Consider the following 12778-nt stretch of genomic DNA (forward strand, 5'->3'; position numbering starts at 1 on the left):
GACTGCCACGGAGTGCGACCCATGCCCGCGCAAGCCCGTACCTCCCGGCCGGCCGCGCCGCCGCTCACCGAGCGGCAGGAGGCGCGCCGCCGCCGCATCCTGCGCGCCAGCGCGCGCCTGGCCTGCCGGGGCGGCTACGACGCGGTGCAGATGCGGGAGGTCGCGGAGTCCTCCCAGGTGGCGCTCGGCACGCTCTACCGCTACTTCCCGTCCAAGGTGCATCTGCTGGTCGCCACCATGCAGGACCAGTTGGAGCGGCTGCACGGCACGCTGCGCAAGCGGCCCCCGGCGGGCGAGCGGGCCGCCGAGCGGGTCGCGGAGACGCTGATGCGGGCGTTCTTCGCGCTCCAGAGCGAACCCGACCTCGCGGACGCGATGGTGCGCGCGCTGACCTTCGCCGACCGCAGTGTGAGCCCCGAGGTCGACCAGGTCTCCCGGCAGACCACGGCGATCATCCTGGACGCGATGGGCCAGGACGACCCGACGCCCGAGCAGCTCTCCGCCGTGCGCGTCATCGAGCACACCTGGCTCTCGGCGCTGATCACCTGGCTCTCGGGCCGGGCCTCCATCGCGCAGGTGAAGGCGGACATCGACACGGTGTGCCGCCTGATCGATCTGACGGAGGCCGCCCCCGGGAGCGGCGGCGGACGGTAGAAGACGGCAGAAGACAGTAGAAGACAGCAGAAAGAAGGTGGTAGAAAAGGGAGGATTTTTCCCTTCCGCCCCTTGTGTCGCACAGCAGCCGTTCTATGCTGACAAGTGCCTGCGAGGCGAGTGAGGGAGTCCCACCGGCGTAGCCGACTCGGGCGAGATGCTGCGGTATCCGCCGGGGCCGACGTCGACGGTAGGGCTGAGAGGCCGAAGGTCCAGCGAGCAGGACGGACCGGACGGCGACCCCCATCACCTGATCCGGACCATACCGGCGAAGGGAACCCGTCTCGTAGGTCTTTTGTCTCTCCGGGGTCCCCCGCCGGTACGGCCCCGTCCCGCGGCCGCCCCGCAGCCGCTCCGGACGGGGCCGGTAGAGTGGCCCGGTCGTTTCACGCCTGTCCTGGGGGAAGCCGGTGCAATTCCGGCGCTGACCCGCAACCGTGACCCCTCCCCGCTCGGGGAGCGGGGAGCCGGACCGCCCCGGACCCGTGCGTGACCGGCTCGCGTGCGCCGGCGGTCCGCCGGTGCACGGCACCGTCGAGGGATACGGAGCCGAGCCGCCGGGGTCGCCCGCGCTGTCCGGCTCCCCGCAGGGAGAGGCTTCCGCCGATCATGAACATCCGCCGCAGCGCAGCGGCCCTGGCCGCCGTCGCCGTCGCCGTGATCGGTGCCCCGGTGCAGTCCGCCGTCGCCGACACCGCCCCGCCCGCCTCCGCCGCGCCCGAGCTCCCGGCGGCGCTGTACGGCAGGACCGATCCGCAGTACGACGGCGTCTGGCGGCAGTCCCTGGCGCTGCTCGCCCAGCACACCGCGGGCGTACGGCCCGCCGCCGAGGCCGTGGACTGGCTGGCCGGACAGCAGTGCGCCAGCGGCGGCTTCGCGCCCTTCCGCGCCGACACCTCCCGCGCCTGCGACGCCAAGACCGCCGTGGACACCAACGGCACGGCCGCCGCCGTCCAGGCCCTCACCGCGCTCGGCGGCCACGAGGCCGTCACCGGCAAGGCTGTGGCCTGGCTGAAGTCCGTGCAGAACAAGGACGGCGGCTGGGGCTATATGCCCGGCGGGGCCAGTGACACCAACTCGACCTCGGTCGTCGTCGGCGCCCTCACCGCCGCCGGTGACCAGCCCGCGTCCGTCCTCAAGGACGGCAACTCCCCCTACGACGCCCTGCTGAAGCTGGCCCTGCCGTGCTCCGGCAAGGGCGACGGCGCGGGTGCCTTCGCCTTCCAGCCGGACAAGCAGGGCAAGCTCGCCGCCAACGCGGACGCGACCGCCGCCGGTGTCGTCGGCATCCTCGGCAAGGGCCTGGTCGCGTCCGCCGCCAAGGACGGCGGCGCGGCCCGCTGCTCCGACGCCGGTCCCGCCCCCGAGCGGGCCGCCGCGGGCGGCGCCGCCTACCTCGCCCGCGTCGTCGCGAAGGACGGCCACCTCACCTCCGCGCTGCCCGGCGCCGACCCGCAGCCCGACTACGGCAACACCGCCGACACGGTCGTGGCGCTGGCCGCGCAGGGCGGCGCCGCGCAGGCCCGCAAGCCGCTGGAGTGGCTGGAGAAGAACGCCGGGACCTGGGCGGCGCAGAGCGGTCCGGCCGCCTACGCCCAGCTGATCTTCGCCGCGCACGCCACCGGCACCGACCCGCGCGCCTTCGGCGGCACCGACCTGGTCAAGGCGCTGAACGCCACCGGCCCGGCCCCGCAGCAGGCCGCCGACGGCAAGGGCCAGGGCACGACGGCACCGACGGACAAGGCGGATAGGGCAGACAAGACGGACAAGGGCAGCGGCTCTTCGCACACCGTCTGGTGGATCGTCGGCGGTGTCGTCGTGGTCCTCGTGGTCGCCGCCGTCGCCTGGTCGGTCCTGCGCGGGCGCGGCGGCGCGGGGCAGCGGTCGTGACGCACCGCCTCCCGCGCGTCCTGCCCGTGCTGCTGGCCGCCGTGTTCCTGCTGGCGGCGGGCGTCGCCCCGGCGCAGGCGGCCGGGTACCGCTACTGGTCCTTCTGGGACCGCGAGGGCGGGAAGTGGACGTACGCCACCCAGGGGCCGTCCACGGCGCGCCCCGCCGACGGGGACGTGCAGGGCTTCCGGTTCGCGGTGAGCCAGGACTCCCAGGACGCGGCCCAGCCGCGCGGGACGGCCGGCTTCGCCGCCATCTGCTCGGGCACCGAGGCCCGCGGCGGTGACAAGCGCGTCGCGCTGGTCCTGGACTTCGGCGTCGCGGCGGACGCGCCCTCCGGTGAGAGTCCGCCCGCGCCGCGCACGGCCTGCGCCCGGGTGCCGTCCGACGCCACCACGGCCGAGGCCCTGGCGGCCGTCGCCAAGCCGCTGCGCTACAACACCGACGCGCTGCTCTGCGCGATCTCCGGCTATCCGCGCAAGGGCTGCGGCGAGCAGGTCGCCGCGGACGGCGGCGACCGGGCCGACCGGGGGCAGGGCGACAACGAGAACAACGAGAACAACGAGAACAAGGACAAGGGCGCGGACAGCTCGGCCGCCGCCAAGGACAACGACGGCGGCGGCCCCTCGGTGGGTCTGCTCGCGGGCGGCGCCGTGGTCGTGGTCCTCGCCGGGGCGGCCGTATGGCAGGCCCGGCGGCGCAGGAATGCCTAGCGGTACGAGCCGTACGGCCGGTGCGCCCGCGCGCCGGTCCGGCCCGCGGGTACACGCGGGCGCCTGGTGGCTGTGGGCGCTGGCGCTGGGCACCGGCGCCACCCGCACCACCAACCCGCTGCTGCTCGCGCTGCTCCTCACGGTCTCCGGCTACGTCGTCGTGACCTGCCGCCCGCGCACCCCCTCGGCCCGCTCCTACACCGCCTTCCTGCGGCTGGCGCTGGCCGTCCTCGTCATCCGGCTGTTCTTCGCGGTCGTCCTCGGCTCGCCCATCCCCGGCACCCATGTGCTGGTCACCCTGCCCGAGGTGCCGCTGCCGCACTGGGCGCAGGGCATCCGGCTGGGCGGCCGGGTCACGGCCGAAGGGCTGCTGTTCGCGCTGTACGACGGGCTGAAGCTGGCCGCGCTGCTGATCTGCGTGGGCGCGGCCAACGCGCTGGCCGCCCCCGCCCGGCTGCTCAAGTCGCTGCCGGGCGCCCTGTACGAGACGGGCGTGGCCGTCGTCGTCGCGCTCACCTTCGCCCCGCACCTGGTGGCCGACGGGCGCAGGCTGCGGGCCGCGCGGCGGCTGCGCGGGCGTCCCGACCGGGGGGTGCGCGGGCTGCTGCACGTCGGACTGCCGGTACTGGAAGGCGCGTTGGAGCGTTCGGTGGCGCTGGCCGCCGCGATGGACGCCCGCGGCTACGGCCGTACCGCCGAGGTGGCGCCCGCCGTGCGCCGTACCACCGCGGCGCTCACCCTGGGCGGGCTGCTCGGGGTCTGCGCGGGCACGTACGGGCTGCTCACCGCGGCGGGCGGGAGCTACGGTCTCCCGGTGCTGCTGGCCGGGCTCGCGGCCGCGCTCGGCGGGCTCTGGCTGGGCGGGCGCCGCTCGGTCCGCACCCGCTACCGGCCCGACACCTGGAACGCCCGGTCCTGTCTGGTGGCCGCCTCGGGGGTCGCCGTGGCCGCGCTGCTGACGCTGGCCGCCGCCCGCGACCCGGAGGCCCTGCGCCCCGGGGTGGTCCCGCTGGTCGCCCCCGGTCTGCCGCTGTGGCCCGCGGCGGCCGTCCTGCTCGGTCTGGTCCCCGCGTTCGTGGCGCCCACCGGCACCGCCGCCCGCGAGGAGCCGGGCCCCCGCGCCCGCGAGGAGTCGCCGTGATCCGTTTCGAGGATGTCTCCGTACGGTACGAGGGGACCGCCGAACCCACCGTCAGCGGTGTGGACTTCGAGGTGCCCGAGGGCGAACTCGTGCTGCTGGTCGGCCCGTCGGGCGTCGGCAAGTCCACCGTGCTGGGCGCGGTGAGCGGTCTGGTGCCGCACTTCACCGGCGGCACCCTGCGCGGCCGGGTCACCGTGGCGGGCCGCGACACCCGCGTCCACAAGCCGCGTGAGCTGGCCGACGTCGTCGGCACCGTCGGCCAGGACCCGCTGTCCCACTTCGTCACCGACACGGTGGAGGACGAACTCGCCTACGGCATGGAGTCGCTGGGCCTCGCCCCGGCCGTGATGCGCCGCCGGGTGGAGGAGACCCTCGACCTGCTGGGCCTGGCCGCGCTGCGGGACCGGCCCATCGCCACGCTCTCCGGCGGCCAGCAGCAGCGGGTCGCGATCGGCTCGGTGCTCACCCCGCATCCGAAGGTCCTGGTCCTGGACGAGCCGACCTCGGCGCTCGACCCGGCCGCCGCCGAAGAGGTCCTGGCCGTCCTCCAGCGGCTCGTGCACGACCTCGGCACCACGGTCCTGATGGCCGAGCACCGCCTCGAACGCGTCGTGCAGTACGCCGACCAGGTCGTCCTGCTGCCCGCGCCGGGCGCCGCCCCCCTGCTGGGCGCCCCGGCCGAGGTGATGGCCGTCTCGCCGGTGGTCCCGCCGGTGGTGGACCTGGGGCGGCTGGCCGGCTGGTCGCCGCTGCCGCTGACCGTGCGCGACGCCCGGCGCCGCGCGGCCGGCCTGCGCACCCGGCTGACCGGCCGCGCGCCCGCGCCCGCGCCGCTCCCGGCCACGGCACCGCCCGGCGCGCCCCCGCCCGTACCGCACGCCCCCGCCGGACGGCCGGGGCTGCGCACACTCCTGCGCGGACGCGCGGCGGGCAGTGCCACGGCCGCCGCCGCCCCGGAGGCGTCCGGCGACGCCCCCCTCGTCGCCGAGGTCCGCGCCCTGGGCGTCCGCCGCGACGGCGTGCAGGCGCTGCACCACGTCGACCTGGCCGTCGCCCCCGGCGAGACCGTCGCGCTCATGGGCCGCAACGGCGCCGGGAAGTCCACGCTGCTCGGCTCGCTGGTCGGCCTGGTGGAGCCGCGCACCGGGCAGGTCCGGGTGGGCGGCGCCGTCCCGCACCGCACCGCGCCCCGCGAACTGGTGCGCCGGGTCGGCCTGGTCCCGCAGGAGCCGCGCGACCTGCTGTACGCGGACACGGTCGCCGCCGAGTGCGCGGCCGCCGACCGGGACGCGCAGGCGGCGCCCGGCACCTGCCGGGCCCTGGTCGAGGAGCTGCTGCCCGGTGTCGGCGACGCCACCCACCCGCGTGATCTGTCCGAGGGCCAGCGCCTCGCGCTCGCCCTCGCGGTGGTGCTGGCCGCGCGCCCGCCGCTGCTGCTCCTGGACGAGCCGACCCGGGGCCTGGACTACGGCGCGAAGGCCCGCCTGGTCGCCGTGCTGCGCGCGCTGGCCGCCGAGGGCCACGCGATCGTGCTGGCCACGCACGACGTGGAGCTGGCCGCGGACCTGGCACACCGGGTGGTGCTGCTCGCCGAGGGCGAGGTGATCGCGGACGGCCCGATGGCCGAGGTGGTCGTCTCCTCCCCTTCCTACGCCCCGCAGGTCGCCAAGATCCTCGCCCCGCAGCGGTGGCTCACCGTCTCCCAGGTCCGCGAGGCACTGGCATGACCGCTCCCGCCTCCGCGCCCACACCCACCGCGCCCGCGCCGGACCCCGCCGCCCGGCCCGCCCGCCGGGTGCGCGCCGTCCGCTTCGGGCCGCGCTCGGTGGCCGCGCTCGTCCTGGTCAGCGCGGTCGGGGTGGCCGCGTTCAGCTGGCCGTTCCTGGCGCCGCCGACCGCCCAGGTGAACGCGCACGCGCAGGACGCGCCCTGGCTGTTCGCGGGACTGCTCGTCCTGCTGGTGGCGGTCGTCGCGGCGACGATCTCCGAGTCGGGCCTCGGACCCAAGGCGGTCGCGATGCTCGGCGTGCTGGCCGCGACCGGGGCCGCGCTGCGCCCGATCGGCGCCGGTACGGCGGGCCTGGAGCCGATGTTCTTCCTGATGGTGCTGAGCGGGCGCGTGCTCGGGCCGGGCTTCGGGTACGTGCTGGGCTCGGTGACGATGTTCGCGTCCGCGCTGCTCACCGGCGGGGTGGGGCCGTGGATGCCGTTCCAGATGCTGGCGATGGGCTGGTTCACCATGGGCGCGGGCCTGCTGCCGGGCCCGGACCGGCTGCGCGGGCGGGCGGAGCTGCTGGTGCTGGGCCTGTACGGCTTCGTCGCCGCGTTCGCCTACGGCACGGTCATGAACCTCGCGGGCTGGCCCTTCATGGGCACCCTCGCCTCCTCCATCTCCTTCGACCCGCACGCCGCGATCGGCGCGAACCTGGCCCGTTTCACCGCGTACTGCCTGGCCACCTCGCTGGGCTGGGACCTGGGCCGGGCCGTGGTGACCGTGGTGCTGACGCTGGCGGTCGGCCCGGCGGTGCTGCGGGCGCTGCGCCGGGCCACCCGGCGGGCCGCCTTCGAGACGCCGGTCACCTTCGAGGCCCCCGGCCAGTGAACCGTCGGTGAGGCCCGCCGAGCCCACCGTGACCGGACCGGTGAGGCGCCCCACATGACCCAGGTCACCTACGAAGCGGGGCCGTAGCCCGAAGTGGCTGTCATGTACCCGGCTTTACGCGCGTCCACCTGGGCATTGAGACGCCGCTCACACGAGTCCGGATCATCCCTGATGCGACGACCACTAGTAAAAGGGGTGTTTGCGCCCGGTTTTCCGGCCTGCTTCTCTGGACGACGTCGCCAGGAGCCGACGGTCCCCCCGGGGGTCGCGGCACCGGGCAGCCCCTCCCCCGCTTCCGCGGGCTCCGGCCGCCGGCGATTCCTGTCCCCGACGTAAGAGGTTCTCCGTGTCCGTCTCCTTCATCCGCCGCATCGCCACTCCGAAGAAGGCCCTCTCCACCGCCGCCGTGGCCGCCGCCACCGTCGGTATGGCCCTCACCTCGGCCCCCGCGCACGCGGCCACCACCGCTTCGGGTGCCGACGCCAGGTCGATCGCGCGCCAGATGATCCCGGACGCCGCCCAGTTCAACGCTTTCAGCAACATCGTCAACCACGAGAGCAGCTGGAACGTCCACGCCACCAACTCCTCCTCCGGTGCCTACGGCCTGGTCCAGGCGCTCCCGGCCTCGAAGATGTCCTCGGCCGGCGCGGACTGGAAGACCAACCCCAAGACCCAGATCAAGTGGGGTCTGGACTACATGAACTCCCGCTACGGCAGCCCGGCCGCCGCCTGGAACTTCTGGCAGGCCAACGGCTGGTACTGAGCCACAGCCCCCTGATGCGGCGACCGGCCCGGCAGGTGCGATCCACCTGACCCGCGCCCCCGCACGGCAGTCGTGAAGGCGGCGGCCCCGATCCCCGGGCCGCCGCCTTCTCCATGCCCGGGGGACGGAGTCAGGGCCGGTCAGCCGGTGGTGCCGACGGCGGTGGCGGTAGCGGTGGCGGTGGCGGTGGTGAAGGCGACCAGGGCGTACTGCGCGACGGTCACCTCCGCCGTGACCGCGTCCCCCGTGACCTGCCAGGGCACCGGGCGCGGGTCGGGCGACGGCCCGTCCGGGGAGCTGACCGTGACGGCGGTCACCCGCCGTCCCGCGGGCACGGTGAGCCGGACCGTGCAGGTGGCGGGCCTGGTGGTGAACGCGGCCGGGGCGTCGCCGAAGCAGGTGAAGTTCACCAGCTGCACCAGCGTCTCGTCCCCGAGCCGGCTCAGCTCCAGGTGGATGCGCGGGTCCCCGGTGAGGCCCACCGCGGGCGGCGCCGCGGCCCGCACCGGCCCGAGCAGCCGGTCGGCGGTGGCCTGGTCGGTCCTCCCCAGGTACCGCAGTCCGGCGAGGTCCTTCACGTAGTGGCAGGTGCCCGCCCCGACGGCGTGCTCGCGGGTCTCGGGCTGCGGGTCGGCGGCGCCGAAACCGAGCACGTCGGCGAGCGCGTACTCGGTGCGCGCGGTGCCGTACTCGGTCAGCGAGGTGGGCGCGGGCCCGGTGACGACGAGGGTCCCGCCGCCCGTCACATACTCTCGCAGCACCGCCGCCTCCGCGTCGGAGACGGCCTGGAGATACGGCAGCAGCAGCACGCGGTAGCGGGCGAGACCGGCCGCGGTGAGGCCGGGGCTGGGCACGGTGTCGAACGGGATCTGCGCCCGCACCAGCGCCTTGACCGTGCCGCGGAACTCCCCGAGCCACGGATGGTTCAGACAGCTCTCCTCGGCGTAGTCGTCGCTCCACCACTCCTCGACACCGGCCGGCGGCTTCGTGTTGACGTACATGCCGCTGCCGTCGCGCGAGGCGGTGAAGTCGCGGCCGGCGGAGGAGTGGTAGAGGCCGACCTCGGCGCCGCGCTCCGCGTCGAACAGCCGCTCCCGGTGGGCGGCGGCGAAGCCGTACACGCGGGTGCGGGTGGGCAGGTCGGCGCTGTCCGACTTGAAGGGCGTCTGCACCTCGTACGGGTTGCACCCGGTGGCCAGCACCTCGGCGAGCACCAGGGACGCGTCGTCGGCCTGCCAGCCGTAGGAGAACGCCCAGGCGGGCTTGGTGCCGCTGGCCGCCCGCGCGTACTTGTACATGGAGATCAGGCAGATCCAGTCGTCGGCGGTGGCGTGGCGCATGCCGTCGTAGTTGCCGAGGATGTCCACCTCCCAGACGTGGCTCGCGCTCTCGGCGGTGCGCAGCAGGGCGCCGTCCAGGCCGATGGTGGTGGCGTAGTCGTAGTCCATGGTGACGGTCTCGACGAAGGTGACCAGGTCCGGGTTGGCGGAGCGGCCGGCCGCGGCGATGTCGAGCTGCCACTGGTTGAGGTTGTGGTGGCGCCAGTCGACGTAGCGCCGGAAGACGGGATCCTTGAAGTCGGGCTTGGCCGGCATCGGCAGTCCGGTGTCCCCGGTGAACGCGGCGGTCGCCCAGGAAGAGGTGTCGCACCAGCTCAGCGCCCCGTCGAAGTAGATCGGCACGTCCGGCCAGATCGCGTCCACACCGGTCGCGGCGATCCTCTTGACGCGGCCCAGGTAGTAGTCGCGCCAGGGCGAGTTGGGGCTGAGCCAGCAGCTCTCGTCGCCGGGGTCCACCCAGACGACGAGGCTGCCGTAGAACACGTTGGGCTGACCGGTGAGGTCGCGCTGCACCCAGGAGGCGCCCTCGGCGGTCTTGTAGAACGAGGGGCCCTTCTCGCCGCCCACACTGATCAGTTCGAGGGACGGGTAGTACATGACGACCCGCATCCCGGCGGTGTGGGCGAGTTCCGCGAAGCTGTGGATCTTGCCCAGGTGCTGGGTGAACTCGGCGTCGGTCAGCCAGTTGGACAGGATCGTGTCGACCTCGATCACGCTGACGTTCTGTTTCTTCAGCGCGTCGATGACCGGCCGCATGTCGCGGGCGGGGTCGGCGTCGTCGTCGAAGGTGGCGTCCGCGATCCGCGCGTGCCGGGCCCACTCGGGGAAGGCCGCGGGCGTGAGCCGGGCGGCGGCCCCGGCGGGCCGCAGCGGTACGCCGGGGGCGCCGGGGCCGCCGGTCTGGTCGGGCTGCCGCCCCGCCCGGCCGGGCAGCAGCCGGACCGCGGCCGCCGCCCCGCACGCCGCGAGCGAGCCGCGCAGCAGCGCTCTGCGTGTCGGTCCCCGTCGTTCGCGCATGGCTGTCCCCTTCCGCCGCACCCGGGATCGAGGCCGTGGTGGATGGCCGCGCTTCCGCCTCCGGGGCGGCCGAGGCAGCACACTGCCCGAGCGCGGCACGGCGGCGGGAGGGCGTTCACGGACAACGGCGATACGGCGCGAACGCGCGCCCGGAGGGGCGGCTACCGGCGGCGGTGAGCTGTGCGACGCCCCACCGGCCCCCGGAGCACCACGGGCACCGCGGCCGGTGTTCCGCTCCGGCGCCCCCGTCCGGTTCCGCACCACGCCGGGGCCCCGGCCGGTGGCCCGAACGCCCACCGTCGCACCGCACCCCCCGGTCAGCCGTTATGGCCGGCCGCCCTGACCTGCCTCACCTGCCTGAGCCGCCTGATCTGACTGAGCCGCCTCCAGTGCGCCGAACCACCGGGCGACCTTGGGCAGCGCCGCGAGCACCGACCCGTTGTGGTCGACGTCCCCCTGGTTCATCACCGGGGCCGTCACGCCGTGCCCGGCCAGGGCGCGGGCGCAGCTGCGGGCGTTGCCGATGGGGACGTCGGTGTCGGCGTTCCCGGCGTACAGCCGCACCGGCGCGGCCGGTTTCCAGTCGCACGAGCCGTCGTTGGCGACGAGCGCCGCGCGCAGGCCGCCGCCGGGGTGGGCGAGCCGGGCCCAGAAGTCGTCGGTGACCAGCTCGCGCACGGTGGGCGCGAGCTGCGGGATGACCTCCTCTTCGGTGTGCCGCCCGTCGAAGAGGGCTTCGACGCGGTCCGCGTAGGGCGCCCGGAAGACCTCGGCGGGGTCCTGGTAGATCGGGTGCAGGCGGTTCTGCGCGACGAGGAAGTAGGCGAGGTAGAACACCCCGCTGACGTCGTTGACCCGGCCGTCGGTGAGGGCGGGGATCTCCTGGCCCGTCAGGTCGTACGGGCCGCTGACCGGGGCCAGCGCGCGCACCCTGAAGTGCCGGTCGGCGCCGTCGGCACCGGCGGCGCCGTCAGCGCCGTTCTGGAGGGCCCGGCCGAGCGCCATCGCGACCTGGCCGCCCTGCGAGAACCCGGTCAGGTACACGTCCCCGGTGAGGGTCCGCCCCAGCCCGGCCGCCGCCGTGCGGGCCGCCCGCAGCATGTCCACCGAGGCGGTGACCGCCGAGCGCGTGTCCATGTACGGGTGGACGCCCGGCCCCTTGCCGAGGCCGAGGTAGTCGGGCGCGGCGACCGCGTGCCCGGCCGAGCCGAACAGATAGGACTGCGCCCGGTTGTCCTCCGCCACGGACGGCGCGTAATCCCTGTCGACCATGGTCCCGTGGGTGTCCGACACCAGACTCAGCCGCCGCCCGCCGCCCTCGGGCAGGGTGAGCAGTCCGGTGGCGGTGGTGGGGCGGCCGTACGGGTCGACGGTGCGGTACGTCAGCCGGTACGCGCGCACACCGTGGCGCACGGTACCGGTGTCCATGGGCAGGGCGGCCAGATACCGCACGACCTCGGCGCGGCTGTGGGCGGCGACCGGGGCGACGGAGAGGAGCGCGCCGCGGACGTGGGCGCGGTCGGCCGAAGCCACCGGGGCGGTATGGGTGGGGGCGGCCGTCGCGGCGGGGGCGGCGGCGAGGGCGGCGAGGAGGAGGGCGGCGGAGGCGGCGAGGGCGCGGCGGGTGCGGCGGATGTGCGGGGTGCGCCAACGGGACTGCGGGGCTCGGCTGTTGCCGGTGTGCGTCGTCATGTCCTGGACGCTACGGACACGCGGGGCACCCGGGACATCCGAGACTCCCCCGCCTGCGTGGTGGACTTGGCGACACCCCTGACCGTGCAGGTGACCGGAGGTTTCGATGACAGCGGAGGGCGCGCGGGACGCGGAGCCGGACAACGGTGACGGCGGTGGCGGTGGCGGCGAGGACCGTGAGGCGCGGGGGTTGCGGCTCGTACCGGTCCTGCTGGGGCTGACCGTGGTGAGCGGCATCATCGACGCGGTCAGCTATCTGGGGCTCGGGCATGTCTTCACGGCCAACATGACCGGCAATGTGGTCGTCCTCGGCTTCGCCGCCGCCGGGGCGCCCGGCTTCTCCGTGCCGCACACCCTGACCTCGCTGGTCTGCTTCCTGGTCGGCGCGGTGACCGGCGGCCGGGTCGCGGTCCGCTACGGCGACGGCTCGCGCCGCACCTGGGCGCGGGTGACGCTGGCGGCGGAGGCGGCCCTGGTCGGCGTCTCGGCGGTGGTGGCGTTCACCGTGCCGGACGCCACGACCACGGCCTACGCCCTGATCGCCCTCACCGCCTTCGCGATGGGCCTGCGCAACGCCACCGTCCGCAAACTGGGCATCCCCGACCTGACCACCACGGTCCTGACGATGACCCTGACGGGCCTCGCCTCCGACTCCCGGGCAGGCGGCGGCTCCGGCCACCACTCCCCCCGCCGCACCGCCTCGGTCCTCGCCATGCTGGCCGGCGCGACCCTGGGCGCCTGGCTGGTCGTCCACCACGACCTGGGCGCCCCCCTGCTGATCGCCGCGCTGGCGGCGGGGGTGCTGGCGGTGGTCGCTTCGGGACGGGAGTGAGGAATTGATCAGACCAGTTGCGCGTGGCAAGCAGCCAATGACACAGCAATCTGAACGAAGAAATCACTCAACCTCAGCGAATTTCGCGCCATAACTCGCGCACCCCCTCTACGCCTTGGAAACCATCGAAATCC

Annotated in this window: 10 protein-coding genes and 1 riboswitch; of the genes, 8 read left to right on the top strand and 2 right to left on the bottom strand. The window is 74.9% G+C overall.

Going from position 1 to position 12778, the window contains the following annotated elements; all coding sequences use genetic code 11:
* The first annotated feature begins 21 nt into the window (after nucleotides 1-21).
* The 7 genes from A8713_RS08975 (at nucleotide 22) to A8713_RS09005 (ending at nucleotide 7763) form a co-directional block, all read left to right on the top strand.
* On the top strand, nucleotides 22-654 hold the full coding sequence (locus A8713_RS08975) for a TetR family transcriptional regulator (protein ID WP_064532915.1): 633 nt from the start codon (nucleotides 22-24) through the stop codon (nucleotides 652-654).
* 402 nt (nucleotides 655-1056) lie between these two features.
* Nucleotides 1057-1123, top strand: a riboswitch (cobalamin riboswitch).
* Nucleotides 1124-1263: 140 nt separating this feature from the next.
* Nucleotides 1264-2544, top strand: coding sequence for a prenyltransferase/squalene oxidase repeat-containing protein (locus A8713_RS08980; RefSeq protein ID WP_064532917.1), 1281 nt, complete (start codon nucleotides 1264-1266; stop codon nucleotides 2542-2544).
* The gene (locus A8713_RS08985) at nucleotides 2541-3257 is read left to right on the top strand and encodes an SCO2322 family protein (RefSeq protein WP_064532920.1); all 717 of its coding nucleotides are present in this window, start codon (nucleotides 2541-2543) and stop codon (nucleotides 3255-3257) included. The genes A8713_RS08980 and A8713_RS08985 overlap by 4 nt, the downstream gene beginning before the upstream one ends.
* Nucleotides 3250-4398, top strand: coding sequence for a CbiQ family ECF transporter T component (locus tag A8713_RS08990; RefSeq protein ID WP_064532922.1), 1149 nt, complete (start codon nucleotides 3250-3252; stop codon nucleotides 4396-4398). Before A8713_RS08985 ends, A8713_RS08990 begins: the two co-directional genes overlap by 8 nt.
* Nucleotides 4395-6125, top strand: a complete 1731-nt coding sequence (locus tag A8713_RS08995) for an ABC transporter ATP-binding protein (protein WP_064532924.1) — start codon at nucleotides 4395-4397, stop codon at nucleotides 6123-6125. Before A8713_RS08990 ends, A8713_RS08995 begins: the two co-directional genes overlap by 4 nt.
* Nucleotides 6122-7000: an ECF transporter S component gene (locus A8713_RS09000; protein WP_064532926.1), complete on the top strand. Its 879-nt coding sequence runs from the start codon at nucleotides 6122-6124 to the stop codon at nucleotides 6998-7000. The genes A8713_RS08995 and A8713_RS09000 overlap by 4 nt, the downstream gene beginning before the upstream one ends.
* Before the next feature lie 346 nt (nucleotides 7001-7346).
* Nucleotides 7347-7763 (top strand): transglycosylase SLT domain-containing protein, encoded by a 417-nt coding sequence (locus A8713_RS09005; RefSeq protein ID WP_064532929.1) that lies wholly within the window; start codon nucleotides 7347-7349, stop codon nucleotides 7761-7763.
* A gap of 140 nt (nucleotides 7764-7903) precedes the next feature.
* Here A8713_RS09005 and A8713_RS34625 read toward each other — a convergent pair whose 3' ends face one another.
* Nucleotides 7904-10120 (bottom strand): beta-galactosidase trimerization domain-containing protein, encoded by a 2217-nt coding sequence (locus tag A8713_RS34625; protein ID WP_064532931.1) that lies wholly within the window; start codon nucleotides 10118-10120, stop codon nucleotides 7904-7906.
* A gap of 324 nt (nucleotides 10121-10444) precedes the next feature.
* The gene (locus A8713_RS09015) at nucleotides 10445-11812 is read right to left on the bottom strand and encodes an alpha/beta hydrolase (RefSeq protein WP_107440607.1); all 1368 of its coding nucleotides are present in this window, start codon (nucleotides 11810-11812) and stop codon (nucleotides 10445-10447) included.
* A 106-nt stretch (nucleotides 11813-11918) separates the two neighbouring features.
* Here A8713_RS09015 and A8713_RS09020 point away from each other — a divergent pair, with 106 nt between their 5' ends.
* Nucleotides 11919-12644, top strand: coding sequence for a YoaK family protein (locus A8713_RS09020; RefSeq protein WP_173860822.1), 726 nt, complete (start codon nucleotides 11919-11921; stop codon nucleotides 12642-12644).
* Nucleotides 12645-12778: the final 134 nt, after the last annotated feature.

It is taken from the genome of Streptomyces sp. SAT1, from assembly GCF_001654495.1.
In the GTDB taxonomy this organism is placed as follows: Bacteria; Actinomycetota; Actinomycetes; order Streptomycetales; family Streptomycetaceae; genus Streptomyces; species Streptomyces andamanensis.

Coding starts and splice junctions, on each gene's coding strand:
- A8713_RS09000 (WP_064532926.1), top strand. CDS start 6,122: ATGACCGCTCCCGCCTCCGCGCCCACACCCACCGCGCCCGCGCCGGAC.
- A8713_RS09015 (WP_107440607.1), bottom strand. CDS start 11,812: ATGACGACGCACACCGGCAACAGCCGAGCCCCGCAGTCCCGTTGGCGC.
- A8713_RS08975 (WP_064532915.1), top strand. CDS start 22: ATGCCCGCGCAAGCCCGTACCTCCCGGCCGGCCGCGCCGCCGCTCACC.
- A8713_RS08980 (WP_064532917.1), top strand. CDS start 1,264: ATGAACATCCGCCGCAGCGCAGCGGCCCTGGCCGCCGTCGCCGTCGCC.
- A8713_RS08990 (WP_064532922.1), top strand. CDS start 3,250: ATGCCTAGCGGTACGAGCCGTACGGCCGGTGCGCCCGCGCGCCGGTCC.
- A8713_RS09020 (WP_173860822.1), top strand. CDS start 11,919: ATGACAGCGGAGGGCGCGCGGGACGCGGAGCCGGACAACGGTGACGGC.
- A8713_RS34625 (WP_064532931.1), bottom strand. CDS start 10,120: ATGCGCGAACGACGGGGACCGACACGCAGAGCGCTGCTGCGCGGCTCG.